The 21,311-nt window shown below is 67.7% G+C and carries 21 protein-coding genes and 1 pseudogene; 16 read left to right on the forward strand and 6 right to left on the reverse strand.

Annotated elements, in window-relative coordinates; genetic code table 11:
- Positions 1 to 926 (forward strand): sugar ABC transporter permease (locus ABZT17_RS32660; RefSeq protein WP_356354196.1); only part of this gene is annotated, 926 nt, incomplete at its 5' end.
- The gene (locus ABZT17_RS32665) at positions 923 to 1,810 is read left to right on the forward strand and encodes a carbohydrate ABC transporter permease (RefSeq protein WP_356354198.1); all 888 of its coding nucleotides are present in this window, start codon (positions 923 to 925) and stop codon (positions 1,808 to 1,810) included. The genes ABZT17_RS32660 and ABZT17_RS32665, both read left to right, overlap by 4 nt.
- Before the next feature lie 66 nt (positions 1,811 to 1,876).
- On the opposite strand, the gene ABZT17_RS32670 is transcribed toward ABZT17_RS32665, so the two are convergent.
- Entirely contained in the window at positions 1,877 to 2,665 is a 789-nt protein-coding gene (locus ABZT17_RS32670; RefSeq protein WP_356354200.1) for a DeoR/GlpR family DNA-binding transcription regulator, read from the reverse strand.
- Positions 2,666 to 2,894: 229 nt separating this feature from the next.
- Between ABZT17_RS32670 and ABZT17_RS32675 the strand changes: the two genes are divergently transcribed.
- Complete coding sequence (locus tag ABZT17_RS32675; RefSeq protein ID WP_356354202.1) at positions 2,895 to 3,338, forward strand: ester cyclase; 444 nt, start codon at positions 2,895 to 2,897, stop codon at positions 3,336 to 3,338.
- Between the two features lie 10 nt (positions 3,339 to 3,348).
- Positions 3,349 to 4,461, forward strand: a complete 1,113-nt coding sequence (locus ABZT17_RS32680) for a LuxR C-terminal-related transcriptional regulator (RefSeq protein ID WP_356354203.1) — start codon at positions 3,349 to 3,351, stop codon at positions 4,459 to 4,461.
- Positions 4,462 to 4,587: 126 nt separating this feature from the next.
- On the opposite strand, the gene ABZT17_RS32685 is transcribed toward ABZT17_RS32680, so the two are convergent.
- The gene (locus ABZT17_RS32685; protein ID WP_356354205.1) at positions 4,588 to 5,790 is read right to left on the reverse strand and encodes a cytochrome P450; all 1,203 of its coding nucleotides are present in this window, start codon (positions 5,788 to 5,790) and stop codon (positions 4,588 to 4,590) included.
- Between the two features lie 83 nt (positions 5,791 to 5,873).
- A complete protein-coding gene (locus ABZT17_RS32690) occupies positions 5,874 to 6,518 on the reverse strand; it encodes a TetR/AcrR family transcriptional regulator (protein WP_356354207.1) in 645 nt (214 codons plus the stop codon).
- A 318-nt stretch (positions 6,519 to 6,836) separates the two neighbouring features.
- On the opposite strand from ABZT17_RS32690, the gene ABZT17_RS32695 reads away from it, so the two are divergent.
- The gene (locus ABZT17_RS32695; protein ID WP_356354208.1) at positions 6,837 to 7,439 is read left to right on the forward strand and encodes a carbohydrate ABC transporter permease; all 603 of its coding nucleotides are present in this window, start codon (positions 6,837 to 6,839) and stop codon (positions 7,437 to 7,439) included.
- Between the two features lie 202 nt (positions 7,440 to 7,641).
- Positions 7,642 to 8,403 (forward strand): class I SAM-dependent methyltransferase, encoded by a 762-nt coding sequence (locus ABZT17_RS32700; RefSeq protein ID WP_356354211.1) that lies wholly within the window; start codon positions 7,642 to 7,644, stop codon positions 8,401 to 8,403.
- A 296-nt stretch (positions 8,404 to 8,699) separates the two neighbouring features.
- On the opposite strand, the gene ABZT17_RS32705 is transcribed toward ABZT17_RS32700, so the two are convergent.
- The gene (locus tag ABZT17_RS32705) at positions 8,700 to 9,278 is read right to left on the reverse strand and encodes a hypothetical protein (RefSeq protein WP_356354212.1); all 579 of its coding nucleotides are present in this window, start codon (positions 9,276 to 9,278) and stop codon (positions 8,700 to 8,702) included.
- A gap of 112 nt (positions 9,279 to 9,390) precedes the next feature.
- Here ABZT17_RS32705 and ABZT17_RS32710 point away from each other — a divergent pair, with 112 nt between their 5' ends.
- Positions 9,391 to 10,332 (forward strand): aminoglycoside phosphotransferase family protein, encoded by a 942-nt coding sequence (locus ABZT17_RS32710; RefSeq protein WP_356354214.1) that lies wholly within the window; start codon positions 9,391 to 9,393, stop codon positions 10,330 to 10,332.
- 147 nt (positions 10,333 to 10,479) lie between these two features.
- Here the strand turns inward: ABZT17_RS32710 and ABZT17_RS32715 are convergent, their stop codons facing one another.
- Both ABZT17_RS32715 and ABZT17_RS32720 read right to left on the reverse strand, forming a co-directional pair.
- Entirely contained in the window at positions 10,480 to 11,097 is a 618-nt protein-coding gene (locus tag ABZT17_RS32715; protein ID WP_356354216.1) for a DUF6461 domain-containing protein, read from the reverse strand.
- A 145-nt stretch (positions 11,098 to 11,242) separates the two neighbouring features.
- A pseudogene (locus ABZT17_RS32720) lies at positions 11,243 to 11,612 on the reverse strand (transposase); the annotation flags it as partial.
- A gap of 156 nt (positions 11,613 to 11,768) precedes the next feature.
- Here ABZT17_RS32720 and ABZT17_RS32725 point away from each other — a divergent pair.
- From ABZT17_RS32725 to ABZT17_RS32765, 9 genes are all read left to right on the forward strand, one after another.
- Positions 11,769 to 12,200 carry a hypothetical protein gene (locus ABZT17_RS32725; RefSeq protein ID WP_356354218.1) on the forward strand — a complete coding sequence of 144 codons (432 nt, stop codon included), beginning with the start codon at positions 11,769 to 11,771 and terminating at the stop codon, positions 12,198 to 12,200.
- A complete protein-coding gene (locus ABZT17_RS32730) occupies positions 12,197 to 12,535 on the forward strand; it encodes a transposase (RefSeq protein ID WP_356354220.1) in 339 nt (112 codons plus the stop codon). Before ABZT17_RS32725 ends, ABZT17_RS32730 begins: the two co-directional genes overlap by 4 nt.
- Positions 12,536 to 13,559: 1,024 nt before the next feature.
- Positions 13,560 to 14,126 carry a transposase gene (locus ABZT17_RS32735; RefSeq protein WP_356354222.1) on the forward strand — a complete coding sequence of 189 codons (567 nt, stop codon included), beginning with the start codon at positions 13,560 to 13,562 and terminating at the stop codon, positions 14,124 to 14,126.
- Positions 14,068 to 14,841, forward strand: coding sequence for a hypothetical protein (locus ABZT17_RS32740; RefSeq protein ID WP_356354224.1), 774 nt, complete (start codon positions 14,068 to 14,070; stop codon positions 14,839 to 14,841). The genes ABZT17_RS32735 and ABZT17_RS32740 overlap by 59 nt, the downstream gene beginning before the upstream one ends.
- A 256-nt stretch (positions 14,842 to 15,097) precedes the next feature.
- On the forward strand, positions 15,098 to 16,384 hold the full coding sequence (locus ABZT17_RS32745; RefSeq protein WP_356354226.1) for a hypothetical protein: 1,287 nt from the start codon (positions 15,098 to 15,100) through the stop codon (positions 16,382 to 16,384).
- A gap of 636 nt (positions 16,385 to 17,020) precedes the next feature.
- Positions 17,021 to 18,025 (forward strand): LacI family DNA-binding transcriptional regulator, encoded by a 1,005-nt coding sequence (locus ABZT17_RS32750; RefSeq protein WP_356354284.1) that lies wholly within the window; start codon positions 17,021 to 17,023, stop codon positions 18,023 to 18,025.
- A gap of 120 nt (positions 18,026 to 18,145) precedes the next feature.
- Entirely contained in the window at positions 18,146 to 19,519 is a 1,374-nt protein-coding gene (locus ABZT17_RS32755; RefSeq protein ID WP_356354228.1) for an ABC transporter substrate-binding protein, read from the forward strand.
- A gap of 11 nt (positions 19,520 to 19,530) precedes the next feature.
- Positions 19,531 to 20,472, forward strand: a complete 942-nt coding sequence (locus ABZT17_RS32760) for a sugar ABC transporter permease (RefSeq protein WP_356354230.1) — start codon at positions 19,531 to 19,533, stop codon at positions 20,470 to 20,472.
- Positions 20,469 to 21,287, forward strand: coding sequence for a carbohydrate ABC transporter permease (locus tag ABZT17_RS32765; RefSeq protein WP_356354232.1), 819 nt, complete (start codon positions 20,469 to 20,471; stop codon positions 21,285 to 21,287). The genes ABZT17_RS32760 and ABZT17_RS32765 overlap by 4 nt, the downstream gene beginning before the upstream one ends.
- The last annotated feature ends 24 nt before the right edge of the window (positions 21,288 to 21,311 follow it).

Genomic DNA, 21,311 nt, shown 5'->3' on the forward strand with positions numbered 1-21,311 from the left:
CCGGACACCCGGTCCCGGCGGCGCCACCGCCCAAGTCGCCCCGCAGGCGCGGGTCCTGGCGCGCGCTGGAGCCGTTGCTCTGGCTCGGCCCCGCGATCCTCCTGATCCTGACCATGGTGGTCTGGCCGGTGGTCGAGATGGCCCGTACGTCCCTGACGCGGGTGAGCTCCACCGGCCTGTCACAAGGGTTCGCCGGACTCCGTAACTACACGGACCTGTTCGCCGAGGACGACCTGCCCGGAGTGCTGCTGCGCACCCTCGTCTGGGTCAGCGGCGTCGTCACCGTCACGATCCTGCTCTCTCTCGGACTGGCCCAGCTCCTCAACTCCCGTTTTCCCGGCCGCCGGTTGGTGCGGTGGGCGCTGATCGTGCCCTGGGCCTCGTCCGTGCTGATGACGGCTCTCATCTGGCGCTGGATGCTCAACGACTTCTACGGCGTGGTCAACCGGCTGCTCATGGACCTCGGCGTGCTGGAAGCCCCCGTCAACTGGCTGGCCAACCCCACACAGGCGCTGGTCGCGATGATGGGCGTGGCGGTGTTCGTCTCGCTGCCGTTCACCTCGTTCGTCCTGCTGGCCGGTCTGCAGGGCATCCCCGCCGAGGTGTACGAGGCGGCGCGCGTGGACGGCGCCGGTCCGGTCCGCGGCTATCTGGGCATCACCCTGCCGCTGCTGCGTCCCTCACTGGTGGTCGCCGCGATCATCAACGTCATCAACGTGTTCAACTCGTTCCCCATCATCTGGGCCATGACGCGCGGCGGTCCCGGATTCGCCACCGACACGACCACCACCTACCTGTACAAACTCGCATTCGACAACCAGTCGGTGGGGGAGTCGGCCGCCATGGCCGTCGTCAATTTCGGGCTGGTCCTCGCCGTGGTGCTGGTCTATCTCCGCGTCGTCCGCAGGCAGGAGGACACCGCGTGAGCACGACCGTCGGCACACCTGGCAAGGCCGCGCCGCGCCGGAGACGGCCCCGGCCGATGAGGCTGCGCACCGTCCTGCTCACCGCCGCCGGATGGCTGGTGGCGGTGGCGTTTCTCGCGCCCTACGCGGAGATGCTGCTGACGGCGCTCAAACCGACCCCCGAACTGATGAAGTCCCCACCGACCTACCTGCCCTCCCGCTGGCAGTGGTCGAACTTCACGCACATCTGGTCGCTCACCGACCCGCGGGTGGGGGACGCGCTGCTGTTCTCGCTGTACGTCGCCGGGGCGGCGACGCTGCTCACCCTGGCCGTCGGCCTGCCCGCCGCGTACTACACCGCCCGGCACCGCTTCCGCGGGCGCGGCGCCTTCCTGCTGCTCGTACTCGTCACCCAGATGTTCGCGCCGACCGCGCTGCTGGTCGGCATCTACCGGGAGATGGTCAGTCTCGACCTGACCGACACCGCCGAGGGCCTCATCCTGGTCAACGCCGCGTTCAACCTGCCTTTTTGCGTGTGGATCCTCAACGCGTACTTCGCGAGCATCCCCCGGGAGCTGGAGGAGGCGGCGTGGCTCGACGGCACCGGGCGGTTCGGCGCGCTCACCCGTGTCGTCCTGCCGCTCGCGATGCCCGGTGTGGTGACCGCGCTCGTTTACACCTTCATCGGCGCGTGGAACGAGTACGTCGTGGCGCTCACCGTCACCTCGTCCAGCAACCGGATGACCCTGACCAGGGCGATTCCCGGCTTCGTCACCTCGTACCACGAGCAGTGGCAGTACCTGTTCGCCACCTCGCTCATCGCGATCGTGCCCGTGGTGGCGCTGTTCGTCTTCGTGGAGCGCCACCTCGTCGCCGGGCTGACGGCCGGCGGTGTCCGCGGGTGACGCCGGAATCCCCATCACGGCCTCGACCGTCCTCGAGCAGGACTGTCACGGCGGCGGCGTGCGATGTCAGGCGCGGATGACCTCGACGCCGACCGCCGTGAACGACTCGGTCAGCTGATCGGAGGCGGCCTTGTCGGTCACCAGGACGTCGATGTCCTCCACCGGACAGATGCGGGCGAAGGCCCGCCGGTCCAGCTTGGAGGCGTCGGCGACCGCGACGACCTGCTGCGCGCGGCGGGCCAGCGCCCGGTTGATGCTGGCCTCGCCCTCGTGGTGGGCGGTCGCCCCGTGGGCCACGTCGATGGCGTCCACCCCGATGAAGACCTGGTCCAGCGCGATCTCCGCGAGCAACTCGGTGGCCAGCGGCCCGATCAGCTCGTACGACGCCGGCCGGGCCACCCCGCCGGTCACCACGAGCTTCACATGGCGGCGTACGACCAACTCGTTCGCGATGTTCAGCGCGTTGGTCACCACGGTGACCGCCGTCTCCGCACCGCCGGAACTCAGGTCGGCGCGGGTGGCCAGCGCCCGCGCCACCTCGGTGGTCGTGGTGCCGCCGTTCAACCCCACCACGGCGCCGGCTTTCACCAGTCCTGCGGCCGCGTGCGCGATCCGTTCCTTCTCCGGAGCGTTGCGTGCGGCCTTGTAGCGCAGCGGCAGGTCGTAGGCGATGGCGTTGATCACGGCTCCGCCGTGCGTGCGGGTGACCATCTGCTGACGGGCCAGCTCGTCGAGGTCACGCCTGATCGTCGCGGCGGAGACCTGCAACTCCTCGGCAGCCGCCTCGACTTCGATCCGCCCGTCGCGCGTCAGCATCTCGAGCAGCGCGCTCCACCGGGCCTGCGGTGCCGCCATGTCCCACAACCTTCTGTCGCTGGTGAGCGCCACTATGTGCGCGCCTCCATGAAAGCACAGAGCACGATCGGGCATGTTATGGACACCAAACGAGCAAAAGTCTGCACCTTTGCCAGACTTTCCATGCGGCCGCGACGGACGGCTGTCCCGTACCGGAACCAACTGAAACAGCACAAAACCCCAGATTCATGGGGTACCCGGACCTTCTCCGCGGTTGAAGACTGAAGTCATGAACACCTCGGACATCACCCTCAGCAAGAACAAAGACATCGTCCGCGCGTTCATCGACGCGCTGTTCACCAAGGGCGACCTCGGCGCGGTCGACGACTACCTGGCCGAAGACTTCGTCAATCACGACCCTCCCTTCGACGCGTCCGCCGACCGTGAGGGCATGCGCATCGCCGGCGCGCTGTTCCGCGAAGCGTGTCCGGACTGGCGCAGCGAACCCCATCTGATGATCGCCGAGGGCGACCTGGTCGTAGAACACTTCACGGCGACCGGCACACAACACGGGGCGCTGTTCGGAGTGCCGGCGCCCGCCGGGGGCCGCACCGTGACCCTGCGCGGAATCAACATCTTCCGAGTCCGGGACGGACACCTCGTCGAGCGGTGGGGCAGGCTCGACGAACTGGGCCTTCTGCGGCAACTGGGGCTCACTCCGTCGGCGGCGTAACGTGGAAACCATGGCAGGGGCGACGGCCGCGGCGGCGCGGCAGGAGCGCCAGGTGTCGCGCATTCTGGCGCTGTGCCGGGCGGGCCTGGACGCGGACGCGTTCCGCGCCGGCGTCCTGTCCCGTCTGCGCGGGATCGTGCCGGTGGACGCGGCGTTCTTCGCCACCGTGGACCCGCAGACGCTGCTGTTCACCTCCGCGATGGCGGAGGACCCGCTCGGTTCCGCGACACCACAGTTCCTGGAGAACGAGTTCGGGCAAGCGGACGTGAACAAGTTCGCCGCGCTGGCAGAGGCCGCTGATCCGGTCTCCTCCCTCGACCGGGCCACCGGCGGCCACCGCGAGACCAGCTCGCGCCACCGCGAGGTGATGGCACCGCTCGGGCTGGACGGCGACGAACTGCGTGCGGCTCTGGTCGTCCGAAACCGTTGCTGGGGCGTGCTGTGCCTGCACCGCCAGAAGTCGCCCACCGGTTTCAGCGCCGACGAACTGCGCCTGCTCCACCGTCTGGTCCCGCACCTCGCCGAGGGGCTGCGCGAAGCCCTCACCGGAGCGGCCTTCCAGGCGGCACAACCCGCTCCACCCGGCGGCAACACGACACCCGGAATTCTGATCCTCGACAGCACCCTCGCCCTGGTGTCCATGACCCCCGAGGCCGAGCAATGGCTCGCCGACTTCCCCGCCCGGCTGTGGCCCGGTTCGAGTGAGCTGCCGATACCCGTCCGCTCGGTCGCCGCCCACTTGTCCACCGCCGAGCAGGCGGAACCCTGGTCGTCGCGGCAGCCGTCGTCCGTACGTCTGCGCGGTCGCTCCGGCCAATGGCTCTCCCTGCACGCGACCCCCCTGCCCGACCCGGCCGGCCCCCGGATCGCCATCGTGATCCAGCCCGTCCCCCCGACCGAGCTCGGCTCCATGCTGCTCAGCGCCCACGGCCTCACCACGGCTCAACTGCGCGTCGCCGCCCTCATCCTGAGAGGCCATTCCACCCGCCAGATCGTCGCCGAACTGCACATCTCCGCCAACACCGTGCAGGAACACCTCACAGCGGCCTTCGACAAGTTCGGTGTCCGCAGCCGACGGGAACTGGTGGCCGCGGTGCTCGGCGGAGGTGAGGGACCACGCTGACCGCATCCGGCGGCGGGAGGAACCCGCAGGTGGCGGGAGTTGTCACCATCACCTCCGCCGACGTGGCACGGTCCGCGACATGACCGTCTCGGCGTGCGGTCCCGATACGAGGCCCGGCCTGCATGGTCACCATGAGACCGGCAGCTCGCGGACCCCGTGGACCGTGGTCCCCTGCCGATAGGCGATCCGCTCGTACGGCACAGTGACCCGCAGCCCGGGGAACCGCGCCAACAGAGCGGGCAGGGCTATCTGCAGCTCGACGCGGGCCAGGGGTTGTCCCAGACACTGGTGGACGCCGTAGCCGAAAGCGATGTGACGGCGAGCGTCGCGACCCAGGTCCAGCCGGTCGGGGAGGTCGAAGACATCCGGGTCGCGGTTGGCGGACTGGAGCGGCATGATGAGGCCTTCGCCGGCCCGGACGGTGACGCCACCGATATCGAAGTCGGCGGTGGCGACGCGGCGCAGCCCGAAATGCGCGACCGTCAGATAGCGCAGCAATTCCTCGACCGCGCCCGGCACCGACTCGGGTTCGGTGAGCAGCCGACGCGACTGCGCGGGTTCACGGAGCAGGGCCAGCGTGCTCAGACCGATCATGTTGGCGGTGGTCTCGTGTCCGCCGACCAGCAGGAGAGTGCCCATGCCGGCGGCCTCCTCCCTGCTCACCTCTCCGGTGCGGACGCGCTTGACGGCGAGTTCACTGAACAGGTCGTCGCCGGGATCGCGGTCCTTCTCGTCCAGCAGTCCGATGAGGTAGTCGCCCAGGGCCTGGCGGGCGGCGGCCACGTCCTCGTTGGTCGCGTTCATGTTCACGATGGTCCGGGAGTGCCGCTGGAACACGTCGCGATCGGCATAGGGGACACCGAACAGTTCACAGATCACCAGTGAGGGCAGTGGCAGCGCGAAATGCTCGATCAGGTCGACCGGCTGCGGGAGGCGGGCCATGCAGTCGAGCAGGTCGTCGGTGATGCGCTGGATGGCCGGTCGTAGCCGCTCGATGCTCTTGACCATGAACGTACGGGTCAACATGCGGCGGAGCAGGCTGTGGAGCGGAGGGTCGGTCGCGATGAACGTACCCGGGGGCGGTGCGGGCTCGTCCGGGCGGATGCCGGGGAACCCTGGTCTGGTGCGGTCGGCGCTGACCCGGGTTTCTGCGAGGACGGCGCGAATGTCGTCGTAGCGGGTCACCAGCCAGTGGCTTCGGCCGTCGACCAGCGACACGCGGCGGATCGGCCCGTCCTCGCGCCACTGGGCGAATTGGGGCGGTGGATCGAGGGGCGAGGAACCGCGGTCGAAGGGCAGCGGCGGGGCGTCGGACGCGAAGTCGGTCATGGGGAACCTCCGGTCGCGGAGTCACCTAACGGCGTAAGGTGACTGGAGGTGAGGCTACCCCGGCCAGGCCCCCGATATCGGCGTTATCCGGTCAAGAGGGAATCCACCAGATCGTCGGCGAGGCCGCACATGCTCTCCAGGTCGGGTGCGAGGGGCATCGCCGACCACAATCCGACGATCCCGTGCAGTCCAGCCCACAGCAGGCTCGCCGCCCGCTCGGCGGACAGCCGGCCGTTCCCTTCCGGCCCGGCCTTGCGGCAGGCGTCCACCGCCAGGGTCCACTCGTCCAGTACCTCGTGCACGGGGTGGCCGGGCAGCCGATGGCCGGTGGGGCCAGGGGCCGCGGGCGTCTCGATCTGCTCCACACCGAACATCAACCGGTACCGGGCGGGATTCTCCAGAGCGAACCGGCAGTAGCCGTGCGCCATCGCGCGCAAGGCGTCGACAGGATCGCCCGCGGGCTCCAGCAGCCGGGTGCGACGCAACTCGGCCGCGTGTGCCCCGTAAGCTCCTCGCATCACGGCGGCGACCAGTTCTGACCGGTCCTTGAAATGCAGGTAGATGCTGGGCGCGGCGATACCCGCCTCACGCGCCACCGCACGCAGCGACAGTGCATCCTCGCGCCCTGACTCCGCCAGCAACCGCGCGGCAGCCGCGAGGATGTCCCCGCGCAACCGCGCCCCCTCGCCCCAGCGGTTCGGTGTGCGAGGCTCGGACCGTCCGGACATGGGTCCCCTTCCGTTCCCGCACATCATCCATCGCCGGCGCGGCCATGTACGCCCCGATGCTGGTTGAGGCGGCAGTCCTGCCTCCGGCCCATGGGGTACGGGTCCCTGGCGTACAGCCGGTGGTGCCGGTCCGGGCGCAGGCGGAGCCTCCACTGCCGCCGGCGGGGTGGTGTTCCGGGACCGGCGTCGTTGGGCCGCATCCACGTCCACGCGCTGCGCCCTGGGTGTGACCAGGAGCATTTTGACCAGATCTAGATAGTTGCTCATGATATGGGAAGGCGCTGTCCGCATCCGGCAGAACGGCTTCGCCGGGGTGAGATGAGGAGCAACTTCCTCCTCAACAGCGCAGTGGTCACCCTCGGCGCGACACTGCTGACCCTCGTGGTGTCCTTCCTGGCCCCCTACGCCATCGTCCGCGGGACCAGCCGGGCCCTGCGCTGGGCGTTCAGCGTGGTCCTCCTGGGCCTCGCCATCCCGCTGCAGGCCACGATCATCCCGGTGTACTACCTGATCGCCAAGGCGCACATGTACGACACCCTGCCCGCGATCGTCCTGCCCTCGGCGGCGTTCACCATCCCGCTCACGGTGATCATCCTGGTCAACTTCCTGCGGGACATCTCCGACGAGCTGTACGAGTCCATGCGCGCGGACGGCGCGGGACACTGGCGCATGCTGTGGAACCTGGTCCTGCCGCTGTCCCACCCGGCCCTGATCACGGTCACGATCTACGACGCCCTGAACGTCTGGAACGGCTTCCTCTTCCCCCTGATCCTCACCCAGAGCCCCGACAAGCGGGTCCTGCCGCTGTTCGTCTGGAGCTTCCAGGGCGAGTTCACCATCAACGTCCCCGCGATCCTTGCCGCGGTCGTCCTGTCCACGCTGCCCATCCTCGCCCGTACCTCGTCGGCGGGCGCCAGCTGATCGGAGGACTCACGGCGGGCTTCGGCAAATGAGAAGCCGGGAGCCGGCGGCGACAGCGGGGCCACCGGCTCCCCCAGGGCGTCAGAAACAAGACAGTGGCCGCTGTGAGCGGCCCGAGCCGGCCCCGTGGCCGGCGGTCGGCGGGTCCGGGCGGACGGAAATTCCGTTGCCGTAACAACAGCGTCGTCGATCGAATGGGTCCATGACTCAGGACGCCCGGGCGGACCACGTGGAGCAGAACCGACGCTTTTGGGATGACGAGGCGGCTGCGTGGCATGGGCCGCTCGCCCGCGAACACTGGGCGCAGGTGGAGCCGTCCTGGGGACTGTGGGCCACCCCCGAGTCACAGGTCTCCCTGCTTCCCGACGGCATCGAAGGGATGCGCACCATCGAGTTGGGCTGCGGCACCGCCTACGTCTCCGCTTGGCTGGCCAGAGCAGGAGCCCACCCGGTCGGGATCGACCTCTCGGAGAAGCAGCTCGCCACCGCGCGCGCGATGCAGGCGGAGTTCGGCCTCGACTTCCCCCTGGTCCTGGGCGATGCCGAGAAGGTGCCCTACGAGGACAACACGTTCGACCTGGCGATCAGCGAATACGGCGCCTCGCTGTGGTGCGACCCCTACCGGTGGATCCCGGAGGCGGCCCGGCTTCTCGTTCCCGGAGGCCGGTTGGTGTTCTCGCGCTACTCACCACTGTTCGCGCTGTGCGTACCGCCCGAGGGACCGGCATCCACGACCCTGTCCCGCCGCCAATTCGGCCTGACTCGGTTGGACTGGGGGAGCCATGTGGAGTTCGTCCTGCCGCACGGCGAGATGCTCCGCTTGCTGCGAGCCTGTGACTTCGTCGTTGAGGACCTGATGGAGATTCAGGCGCCGCAGTCTGCGCGGGACTACCTGGAAGTCTCCGCCGACTGGGCCCGGCAGTGGCCCAGCGAGGAGATCTGGAAAGCCCGTCTGGCAGGCTGACAGCACCGCAGGCGCCGTCCATCGCCCCACCCGGATCAGCTTGGATGGGCCTGTGTCTCGGGTTGCGTGGCTAGGGCTCTTCGACGGGGTGCCGGAAGTGTTCGCCCACAACGTCGCGGAGCCGGCGTTCAGGATGCACGACGGGACACCGCGGGCGACCGTGTGCTTCTGGCGTGAACAGGCCGACTCCCTTTGGAGGGCCGGTACTACGAGTTCACCGTGGACATCGAGCCGCGTGATCACGGAGTTGGAAGGTGCAGTGCATGCCCTGACCGCACTGGCGCTCGCGGACGTTGTCAGGTTCTCCGCGACAAGGTGCTCTGGACGCCGGCGATCAGCGAGTCGATCTTCTGCATGCGGGGCACCCTGCCGGGGAAGAGCAGGGGGTGCCGGGGAGCGGTCTCGAGAACGATCGATTCTCCGGTGACGCTGATGGTGACGCGGGCGAACCACCGGACCCACGCACCCAGGTCGATTTCCCAGGAATCCGAGCGGTGGGGCCTCAACCCTCGTACGCCGGGCATGCACCGGATGGATTCGAAGATGTGATCACTGTGTTCGGAGGCACCGGCTGAGTCGAATGTGAGCCGCTGGACTGACCGCAAAGAGGCCCCTGTGATCGGCGGCGTCCGAAGTACGCGTACGAAATGCGCTCCGGTGAGGACTATCGAGGTCGTGGCAGCCGTGATGGGAGCCCTCTCCACGGCGTGCAGTGCGGCCTCGGGAACGGAGTAGTAGAACATCCCTTCCGGGAGCAGCAGGGCCGTCATGAGGACGAAGAGGAAGGCGAACTGCGCGGCCAGCATGACGATGCCGAACCCTGCCATGCTCCTCGCCCCCTTGTCTTCGCTGGGCGTCATCATCATCTCGCTCACGCTCGAAGGGTAAGACGCTGCTGAACAGGGCCGCCACTCAGCAAGCAGGACGCGGGGCACCGTATCCATATTTCGCTCGTGGCCTCTGCCCCGGCTCATCTACGGTTTCCGCGTGTCCGCTACGACAGCGTTGCCGCCCGCGGTGGCCGAGGAACTCCTGCATCCCCTCTTTCCCGCAGAGCCCGTCAGGGAGACGGTCCCGCGCACGGGCGGGGAGTTGAGCACCATCTTCGAGATCCGGTTCGCCGGGGCGGCGGAGCCGGTCGTCATCAAGATCTATGACGATCGATGGCGCTGGAAACAGGAGAAGGAGATCTACGTCTACGGCCTCCTCCGGCAGCACGGTGTCGGGCCGGTGCCCGCCGTGCTGCATCACGGGGACGCCGACAACACGCTTGGCCGCTGCTATACGGTGATGACGATGCTCAGGGGGCAGCCGTTGTCAGCCGTCAGTCACACCCTCGACAGGACGTCGTTGCCGGCGATCTATCGCCAGATCGGGGCCTGCATGGCCGCAGTCCACCAGATCCCGCAGGCCGCCTACGGGTACCTCACCACGCAGGTTCTGGATCCCGAATCGACGAACACGGCCTACATGACGCGGCAGTTCGACAAGAAGCTCAGGGAGTACGCCGACCACGGGGGCGATACGGCGATCGTGACGGCCATCGAAGCGAAGGTCGCTCGGCAGACCGAGCTGCTTGGTGCCTGCCGGCAGGCCGTGTTGTGTCACAACGACTTCCACGAGGGCAACGTCCTGGTCGCCGAGGACGGCGGCAGATGGCAGGTCAGCGGCTTCATCGACGTGGAAAACGCGATCGCCGCCGATCCGTTGACGGACCTGGCCAAGACCGACTACTACTGCGTCCACGACGACCAGGACAAGCGCGAAGCGCTGCGCGACGGCTACGGCACACTGCCCACCGACTGGAGCGAACGCGTCGGCCTCTACCGCCTCTACCACGCCCTGGAGCTGTGGGACTGGTTCGCCTCCATCGGCAACACGGCGCCGCTGAAGAGCATCGCCGACGACATCCGGCGGATGACGGCATGATCTTGGGTTTGAATACAAGCTCTGAGCTTGTCCTTTATCTACCCGCATGGCCTTGCAGCCGATCTAACGCTGATCGTGCGCTGGGTTGGGGAGCTTGGTGTATGTGCGGGTGTCGTGCGTATCGGTGACGTCGGTGACGACACCGGTTCAGTGTTCGGTGGGGATCTCGAGGATGCCCGTGGCGTAGATGCCGTCTTCGAGCATGTTCGCGGTCAGGTGGACGCCGGTGAGCTCTTCCGCGAGTGCGACGTAGTTCTCCAGGCCGTAGGCGCCCGTTTCGAGGTCGAACCCCGTCTCGCGCATGAGGTCAAGGAGGTGGTCCGGTGTGCTGCCTTCTCGATGGAGGGGACCTTCGAAGCGAGTGCGCAGCTCACCTTCCTCCCACCAGGAGAACAGAGACATGGCGTTCGGGCTGCGGAAGTGCGAGACACCGCGGGTGCCGCGAGTGGCGTGCTTCATCGCATCGGTGTGGATCTCGATGCCGCCGTTGATCTCGAGGGCCAGGACCCAATCGGCGCCTTCGTCGTGGACCAGGGTGACGCCGACGAACATGCGGTCGCCCCAGTCGTCCTGATCGTCCTGGAATTCGCGGTCCCGGGCGATGAAGTCATCGAAGCCCTCGCAGTCTTCCTGCGGCTGGGCGCCGATGCGATCGAGGTACTCACGCGGAGTGAGCCCGCGGACCAGCGTCACGGTGTAGCCCTCAAGCAGAAAGCCGCGGTGGAAGTCGCGGAGCCAGGAGCGGTCGGCCGATTCAGCGTTCATGGGTGGCCATGGTGCCAGGCGCCACTGACAGGCCACCGGCCAGCCGCCGCAGCCCGTCACGGCTGACTATCAGCCCCACTTGTTCTCCTGACCATCCATAGGCGCAGCGTGCTTGGCGACGGAACGGACGTGGCTTGCTCTGTATCTACCAAGATCTGCCGGGTCTGCCGATGGCCTTGAGGGTCTCGGGGCGTTTGAGGGTTTTGCCGACGTCGTAGCGGGGTGCGGGGTGCCGGTTCTTGGTGCCGGGTGGGCGTCCGGGGCCGGTACCGCGGAGTTGGGGAACACGGGCCGGACAGAGCAGGTGGGCGCGGATGTTCCTGAACCCCCGGCGGACCGACCCGGGCCGGGGTGAGGCGTTCGGGCTTGGTCGGCTTCTCCCAGGGCCGGCGGAGGTCGGCGGCTATCGGCCGGGCGAGCCTGAGCTGGGTGTGGGCGACGACCACGAGCCAGGTCCACCGGTCCGCGGCCTCGGGAGTACGGATCTTCGGAGTGGTCCAGCCGAGAATCTGCTTTCCGAACCTGAGGGCGGGGCGGGTCTGCCGCCGTCGTCGAGGGCGAGCGTCTCGCCCTACGACACCTCGGCCCCCTTCGCGCGGCACGGACACATCATCAGCTGGAAGGGGTTCACCGCTCACCTGACCGAGACCTGTGCTCCCGACGGCCCCAACGTGATCACGGACGTTGCCACCACCGCGGCCACCACCCACGACAGCCAGGTCCTGCCCGGCATCCATACCCGCCTCGCCCGACGCGGCCTGCTACCCGCCGAGCACCTGGTCGACACCGGCTACACCTCCCTGCCCCACCTGGAACAAGCCGCCCGCGAACACCAGGTCACCGTCTCCGGGCCGCTGAAGAGCAACCCCACCCGCCAGCACCGCCAAAACGAGGGCTTCGCCCGGGACGACTTCCACATCGACTACGACAAGCAGCAGGTCACCTGCCCCCAGGGACAGGTCAGCGCGGGCTGGCACGGCCCCTACCCGACCTCCTCGCCCACCGCGGCACCTCTGATCGTGGCACGGTTCACCAAGAGTCAGTACCGCCCCTGCCCGGCCCGCACCCAGTGCACCAGCACCGCCGACGACGCCGCACCGTGAGATTTCCCCCGCGAGAGCTCCGCGACCTGCAACTCCGCGTCCGCGCCGAGCAACAGACGCCCGAGTGGAAGACGCGTTACGCGGTCCGCTCAGGAGTGGAGAGCACCGTCAACGAGCTCGCCCACGGGCACAATATGCGGCGCTGCCGCTACCGAGGACAGGGAAAGGTCCACGTCCAGCACGTGTTGACGGCCATCGCGGTCAACATCGAGCGCCTCAGCGGACTGTCACCGGCTAAGGAAGCCCCCACACTCCGCCGGCCAACGGCCTTCCAGAACTACCTCGACCAGCGCGAGATCCTTCGCCTGAAGTCCTGGCGAACCCTGGGCAGTTGACTCCGCCGACACCAAGATTCCCGACAGAGTCAAGCTGAGCTTGAGTTTTGACCGCCGTCGTTGCAGCAGGGCCGGAGGTCAGTGCCTAAGGAAGAATCGGCGCATGCGCCTTTCCAGCTCGCTTGCTTCTGCCGATGAGATACGCACGTACCTCATCGGGCGGTTGAACCTCGCCCTACGCCGCCCAGGGATGTTCGGAAACAAGCCCGCCCTGCGGATGCTGCTGGACCACCTGCTGTTCGTCGAGGGGCAGCCCGAAGCCTGGCCGGAGCAGCAGAGGGCATGGGACGCGTGTGGGGCGTGGTCCAGCACTGGTGTGGCGGGCGCTTTTCGGGACTTCGTCCCCGCCCTCCCCTACGAGTACGGCATGGCGTCGGTCTATGCGGAGTTCGCGTACGACCGTGGATGGTTGAGGCCCGACCGGGTGCTGGCAGCCGACGAGTACCGTGCACTTCGAAGCGCGTGTGTCAATGGGCCGGGGAGGACCGTGTGTGGGGGGACGTCGTCGACGAGTTCGGAGCCCCGTCTGTGCTGTTCGGAGGGGCGAACCCTTTGTACGGCAAGACCCTCGGCTACCTCACGGAGGATCCGGAGCAATCGATGGTGTCCTTCCACCTCTGGAACGGAAGCACCCCGGATGCGGGGCCTTCATGGCCTCCGGGACGCGAGGAGCCCATTCTTCTCGCTGTGCGGTTTGGGGGCGGAGCCTTCCGCACGGCATTCATTTTCACCCCCGAGGGGGAGCGGCGCCGCCCGGAGCTCAGCGGACCGGTCGGGTAGCAGTTGATGGGTTACGGAACGTGGGCGGAACGAAGCGTTGAACCACCGGCGTTCCACAACCGGAGAACGACGACGGCCACGAGCGGTGGCCGAGTCAACCCTCAAGCTGAGTCACCGACACCTGACCGAAGGAAAAACGAAACCGTGCCGACGACCGCCCCGCCGGAACTCTCAAGGACGCCCAGGAGCGGGGCGTCGAACACCTCTGTCAACGGCACGAGAGGCTTGTCCGTTGCGGATGGCTATGTCGTCACGTGATCAGTGGCCAAGCTGGAAGACGTCATTGCGTGACATCCCAGCTGAACCGCTCCGGGACAGTCCGGAGCCTTCATCAGACCCGGAGCGGTCAGCCGTGGCCGGCCTGTCACCGGCCACGGTGACCCGGCTGACCAGGCAGTGGCAGGAAGACCACGCTGCCTTCCAGGACCGTGACCTGTCCCAGACCGATTACGTCCACGTGCGGGCCGACGGTGTGCACCCCAAGGTCCGGCTTGGCAAGGCCCACTCCTGTGTCCCGGTCCTGCTCGGCGTCCGGCCGGATGACAGCAAGGAGCTGATCGCCCTGGCGAGGGCCCGCGCGAGTCCACCGAGCCGCGGGCCGACCTGTTGTGCGACTGCTCACGACGCACCATGCACGACATGGAACTGGTCGCCGGACGGCGCCACGGGACTATCCAACGCACTGGCCGAGGGTTCCCCGCTGCCCGCCACCAGCGCTGCTGGGTCCACCAGCTCCGCAATATCTCGAAACCGTGCCGAAGTCGGCCCAGCCGGGCGCGACGAGGGTGATACAGAAGATCTACAAGGCTGAGGATCGGGACCATGCCGAGAAAGCGATCGAGGCGTTCATCTGCGCCTACTGCGCCTACTGCGCCTACTGCGCCTACTGCGCCTACTGCGCCTACTGCGCCTACTGCGCCCAGTGGCCCAAGGCCGTCGGGAAGATCACTGACGACACCGAGGAACTGCCGTCGTTCCACGGGTTTCCCGTTGAACACAGGAACCCTCTGCGGACCACGAATCCGGACGAGTCGACGTTCTCCACGGTCAAGCCCCGCACTAAGGTCACCCGCGGCGCCGACGGCCCGGCCGCGGCCCTCGCGATGGTGTTCAGTTCGTCGAGTCCGCCCCCGGCCCGCCGGTGCGCGATCGTTCAAGAACGATGTCCTGGTCGAGCGAGAGGGAGCAGCCGCGTGACTAAGATCCCGAGCGCCAGCAGCTTTGACAGCAGCGTCGAACTGGAGATTGTCCGGGTCGTCGTCGCGTCCCTTGAACAGGCCACTGTCAATGTGCGCTGCCTGAGGGGACCGGTCCTCATGGGTGCTCGCTTCAACTGCCTCGGCGATTCAGCACAAGCACTCGACCTGACACTGACGCGGGCCGTTGTCTACGGGCATCGAGTGCCACAACTGGACACCGGTCTCACCGCCTTCGTGACGCTACGAGGAGAAGGCGTCCAGCACGTCATGTCGGGCAGCCTGACCACCGGATGGCAGGTCCTCCGAGGCGACAACCCGATGCCTTGACCCAACGGGCCACAAGCATTGACTATTGCTCGTTGATCCGCTGGGCGCACTCCCCGGGGCCCGCCCCGGAGTAGTCCCGGATGCGTACCGACAGCTCAGCGGTGAGCCTGGCCGTATGAGGAAGCCCAGCGTGGTAGTCCATCCGTCGGACAGCAGGGGGTTGCGGGCGGTGACCGTCGATGGGGCCGCGGCCGGTAGCGCCTGGTCCCTCCGCGACCTCCGGAAGCAGCTTCGCCGGGCCGGGCTCTCAAGGGACATGAGTCTGGACGACGGCGCTTGGATTACCTGGAGCGGAGGCGGCAGTGATGTATGGCCGGACCGCTCTTGGCGCCGCCGCGTGGTCATATCCCTGATGGCCGCCGGGCTTCTCGCCTCCATGCTCCTGCTTGCCGACGTCGGCTGGGTGGACGCTGTTGGAGCGCCCACCTTCGCTGGACGCATCACGGGTTTTCTGTTCGTCTTGGCAGGTGTGACGCAGGGCCTCGCTGCAGCAGCTGTCTTCGACTATTGGGGCAAGCGGACACTGACTTACTCAGGGGCGCTGGTCCTCGTGGGCGTTCTCATTGCTCTCGCCACCGAGGGCGTCTTTCTAGCGGTTTGGCTCCAGGAGCGCGAGTACACGCCGTACGTCCCCGCCTTCTTCGTGATCTCCTTCTGGGCCCTGTGGGCTCTGTGGCTGTTGTGGCGGCAGCAGCCGTGGAAAGGACTCCCGCATCCCAAGGGCTTCACGGCGGGACTAACCGCCACCGCTGTCCTGGCCACCGCTAATTTCACCTATTCGGCTATTTATCAGCCTTCTGTGGCCAAGCTCGCCTTTTCTGTGGACATCGCATTTGGGAAGCCGGTGCCAGATCTAGGTCTGCCCGTTATCCATCTTCCGGTGCGAGTGAACATCAAGAACACCGGGACGGTACCTGCCTATGTGGTCGCGGCCGGATATCGTGTCACTGGAAGGACTTCCACATTTAAGGAGGATAGGAAACATTTCGAGCAGAATGAGTGGCGGGCTGCCGCAGAGGCGAACGTCGATACCGAGCTGCACGTCGACCCCGCCAGCTACCAGTCGCTGAATGTGGGGCTCTTCATCAGCCCCGGTCTGGTGCTGAACCCGGGTGAAACGGGGAGGTCTACAAATTTGGTCGAGATACCCAAGGATGCGAAATATGACGAGATCGCGGCTGTTGCGGGAATCGATCTAATTAGGGCCGATCGCGCAAGGGTCGACGGCCAATTCCTTGTTCCAGTATATTCATGGGCCGAGAAGGGGGATCGTCCGTTCGACTGCATCAATCCTTGCCCAGATTGCACCATGCATTATGGGCGACTCCACTATAGTAACAATCTTCTCAATGTGACGCGAAGGCCGCGTTATCTTGTCTCGATCCGTACATTGAACGAGTACGGCGGCGAGTCCGAGATCTACGTTAGTCCCTATAATTCCAGGGGGAAACTCTCGAAAGCGGAATCCCTTAGTCGATTCGGCGAGGCGGGTCGCATCAATGGGGCCACAGTGATCCCCTTCTCCGGCCTGCTTGCCCCGTAAGACCCTAATGCTCCCGTACATGCATGTGTACCAGGGATACTGCGGCGCCGGGCTGGATCCAGGTGGATGGGCGACGCGCGGTGCACGGGGAGATCGGTGGCCCGGGGTGTCGAGGCGCTCGGGGTCCTGGTGACGGCGATGAAGCGCCAGCCGCCGGACCCGCTCCGGCGTTTCCTCGGACTTGTTGTAGTGGGCCTGTTTGGCCACCATGCGTGCGGGGTCGCCGCGCGCCATCGTCCAGGCCGCCGGCGGTCGGCGGCAAGTCGGTCTCTACGGTCAGGCGGCTGGCCGTTGGCGTCGGCGACAACTGCAGGTGGAAGCGTAGATGCAGCGGCCGACGGTGCGTACAAGGTGCCGCGAACGACATGGGCGGTGTCCTGAACCGCGGCGCATAACGAGCCGTGGACGCCTCCTCCCGGCGCGGGCAGTGCCCGGTCGAGTGTGCTGCCGTACAGGCCATTGACTTGCCCGCAATCTGCCCCGACACTGGCGTGACTACGTAGTCAAAGCAGCCGCCCACCTGATCGCATTGTCTTGACTACGTAGTCACGGCATCGGACCGCGGGAGAGCGCATGGCCACGAGCAGAACCCAGGGGACCCCGGACGGCCCCGGGCGCCGCCGTCGCGGTCCTGGTATGACCGAGGTCGCCCGGGCCGCCGGTGTCTCGCAGAAGACCGTGTCGCGGGTGGTCAACGGGGAGCCTCATGTCAGCCCGGAGGTGCGCGACCGCGTGCTGAGGGTCATCAAGGAGCTGGACTACCGCCCCAACAACGCGGCGCGCGCCCTGCTCCTCGGCCGCTACCGGCGCATCGGCGTCGTCTCCCTCGGCACCGCCCTGTACGGCCCGTCGGCGCTGCTCATCGCGTTGGAACGGGCCATGCAGAAGGCGGGCTACTCCTTTGCCGTGTCCAGCACCCTGGAGGGACAGGGCATCTCCGTCGCCGTGGAGGCGCTGCTCGAACAGGGCGTGGACGGCATCGTCCTGTCCGAGCCCATCGACGACGGAACCCCGCTGACTCTCAGCGCGGACGTGCCCGTCGTCAGCCTCGCCGAAGGGCTGGAGCGCACCGGGGGTGCCAGCGCCGTCGTCGGCGCCGACGGCGTCACCGCCGCCCGGACCGCCACCGAGCACCTGCTCTCCCTCGGCCACCGCACGGTGTGGCACATCCCCGGCCCGCAGAACTGGTGGGCCGCCCGCGACCGCGTACGCGGCTGGCGGGAGGCCCTCGCCGCCGCCGGCGCACCCGAACCACCGCTGCCACCCGAGGGCGACTGGAGCCCGGCCTCGGGACACACGGTCGCCCGCCGGCTCGCGCAACTCCCGGACGTCACCGCCGTGTTCGCCGCCAACGACGACATGGCCATCGGCGCCCTGCGGGCCTTCGCCGAAGCCGGCCTGTCCGTCCCGCACGACGTGAGCGTCATCGGCTTCGACGACATTCCCGCCGCCGCCTACCTCTCACCACCCCTGACCACTGTCCGTCAGGACTTCGCCACCGTCGCCGAGCGCGCCGTCGAGGTGCTCACCGCGATGATCGAGGACCGACCGGCGCCCACCCAACACGCCACCACGGCAGTCGAGTTGACCGTACGGTCCTCCACCGGACCAGCCCGTCGGCCCGCCTCGCCCCGCCGCTGAACCCCCGGCGGAACGGCCCCGGCACGCCGGCCGCGGGCCCGGACCGCCCTGCCCGCCTGCGCCGCCCGGGACGGCCGCGCACGCCCACATCCCGTAGCCGCACCGCGTGAGGAGTCACGTGTGTATCCAGTACGCCCACTACCCCCAGTAGCCCAAGTACCCCCTCTTTCGCCGTCCCGCCGCGCCCTGCTGCGCGGCGCCCTCGGCCTCGGCACCGCCGCCGCACTCACCGCCTGCGGAGCCGGTGACACCACCGTCCGCACCTCCGGTGACGTGACGCTCTCCCTGTGGACCCATGACCCCGGATACGAGGCCTTCTTCCGCAAGGGCATCCCCGACGCCGACCGGCTCACCGACTTCCGCTACCACCTGAAGGTCACCCGCGCCGCCGCCCCCGACCTGGTCACCAAACTGCTCGCCCAGGCCGTCGCCGGCCGCGGCACCCCCGACACCGTCGGCTTCGAGATCGGCAGCTTCCCGCGCATGCTGCGCGGCGACATCGCCCCCCGCCTGCTGCACGACCTGACCCCCGACCTCGCCGCCGTCCCCGGCCTCAAGGAGGACCTGCTGCCCGCCCGTCTCGCCCCGTACAGCAGAGACGGCAGGATCTACGCCCTCGACTCCGACACCCCGATGGTCGTCTACTACTACCGCGACGACCTCTTCACCCGGTGGAACCTCCCCAAGAACACCGCCACTTGGGAGGAGTACGCCGAACTCGGCGCCCGTGTGCACAAGGACCACGGCGCGTCACTGTGCGTGGTCTCCACCGTGGGCAGCGACACCGGACAGGTCGTGCAGTCCTTCCAGATGCTGCTCTACCAGCGCGGCGGCGCCTTCTTCGACGCCGACGGAAAGCTCGTTCTCGACTCACCCGAAGCCGAGGAGGTGCTGACCTTCCTGGTGCGTGGCCTGCGCACCGGCTTCGTCATCGACATCTCCGACTACTACGGCGCCGCCATGCAGGCCGCCCTCAAGAGCGGCAAGGTCGTCGGCCTGCCCATGGCCATCTGGTACAAGAACTTCGGTCTGATCCCCAACGTGCCCGAACAGAAGGGGAAATGGCGGGTGCGGGCGCTGCCCCGGTTCGCGGGGGGCGGCGGGGCGACGGCAGCGCTCGGCGGCACCGGATTCGGCGTCGTCAAGGACAAGGCCAACACCGAGGCGGCCGTGGACTTCCTCCTCAACACCTGGCTCACCCACGACGGCCAGGTCCGCCGCTTCACCGAGACCGGCTATCTGCCCACCCGCCGCTCCGTGTTCACCGACCCCCGGCTCAACGCCACCGAGGACGCCTTCTGCGGCGGGCAGCGCCTCTTCAGCCTCTACCGCTCCCTGCTTCCGGACGTCCCGTCCTTCTACCAGAGCCCCGACCAGTCGATCCTCTTCGACGTCCTCGCCGGCAACCTCCTGCGCGCCTACCGCGGCGACCTCACCCCGCGCCAGGCGCTGAAACAGACCGCCGCCGACTACCACGACCAGGCCGGACGCTAGGAGGCCCCGCCATGACCACCGCCATCGCGGGCCACGCCCCCGCCGCCGACGACCGCACCGGGACGCAGGGCACCGCCCACCGCCCACGCCGCTCCTGGGCGCCGTACCTCTTCATCTCGCCCTTCTACCTCCTCTACGGCCTGTTCATGCTGGTGCCGGTCGGGGTGTCGGTGTGGCTGAGCCTGACCGAATGGGTCGGCCTCGGCACCCCGCACTGGGTGGGGCTGCGCAACTACCGCCTGCTCGCCACCGACATCAGCTTCCACCGAGCCCTGGGCAACACGGCCGTCTTCGTGCTCGTCGCCGTCTGCGTCGTCGTCCCGCTCGCGCTGCTGATCGCCCAGGCCCTCAACACCCGTGGCCTGCACGCCCGGGACCTGTGGCGCACCGCCTACTTCGTGCCGATCGTCGTCTCCCCGATCCTGGTCGCGCTCATCTTCGGGCTGCTCTTCGACCGGCAGTTCGGCCTGATCAACTCGGTGCTGCGGGCCCTGTTCGGCACCGGCGGGGTCGACTGGCTGGGCGATCCGAGCCTGGCCAAGGTGAGCATCGCCCTCGTCATGCTGTGGCGCTGGACCGGCTACCTCACCGTGTTCTTCCTCGCCGGACTCCAGAACGTGCCACGGGAGTTGTACGAGGCAGCCGCCCTCGACGGCGCCGGTCGCCTGCGCACCTTCACCACCGTCACCCTGCCCGCCCTCAAGCCGGTGACCGCGTTCGTCGTCGTCACCTCCTTCATCGGCGCCGCCCAGATCTTCGAGGAGCCCTATCTGCTCACCGGTGGCGGACCGGCCGAATCGACCCTCTCGGTGACGATGTTCATCTACCGGGCCGCCTTCCAGCGCCAGCAGTTCGGCTACGCGGCCGCCGCGGCCGTCGTCCTCTTCGTCCTGGTCTTCGGCCTCAGCCAGCTCTTCAACCGACTCCTCGGCATCGGGAGGGCCACCTCATGACACGCACCCGCATACCGCTGTACGGCTTTCTCGTCCTGCTGTTCCTGGCCTTCCTCGCCCCGCTGATCTGGGCGCTGAGCGGTTCCTTCAAACCACGCGGCGACATCTTCGCCAATCCGCCCGAGCTCATCCCCGACCCGTTCACCCTCGACAACTACCAACGCCTCTTCTCCGGGCAGCCGTTCTGGCGCTGGTTCGTGATGAGCACGGTCGTCGCCCTCGTCGCCACCACCGTATCCGTCTTCGTCTGCGCCCTCGCCGGCTACGGCTTCGCCAAGTTCCGCTTCGCCGGCAAACGCCTGCTGTTCGGCGTCATGTTCAGCTCGCTGTCGATCCCGTTCGCGGTGATCCTCGTGCCGCTGTTCGTGATCCTCGTCAAGACCGGCCTGGGCAGTCCGTGGTTCGCGCTGATCGTGCCGTGGGTGGCGCCCGCGTTCGGGATCTTCATGATGCAGCAGTACATCGTGCAGTCCGTCCCGGACTCGGTGCTGGAGGCCGCCCGGATCGACGGGGCGAGCGAGTTCGGCATCTTCCGCACCATCGTGCTGCCCCTGCTGCGACCCTCGCTCGGCGCGCTGGCCGTCTGGCAGTTCCTGCAGAGCTACAACAGCTTCCTGTGGCCGCTGGTGCTGGTCACCGACAGCTCCCAGTACACCCTGCCACTCGGCCTGCAGACCTTGTTCGTCTCCGAGCAGCGGCAGTACGACCTCGTCCTCGCCGGAGCCGTCATCGCCGTCGTACCCGCCGTCGCCCTCTTCGTCATCCTGCGCAAACAGCTCCTCGAAGGACTGTCCACGGGCGCCGTCAAGGGTTGACGAACCGTCAATCACCAATTGGAG

The sequence above is a fragment of the Streptomyces sp. NPDC005648 genome (genome assembly GCF_040605395.1).
In the GTDB taxonomy this organism is placed as follows: Bacteria; Actinomycetota; Actinomycetes; order Streptomycetales; family Streptomycetaceae; genus Streptomyces.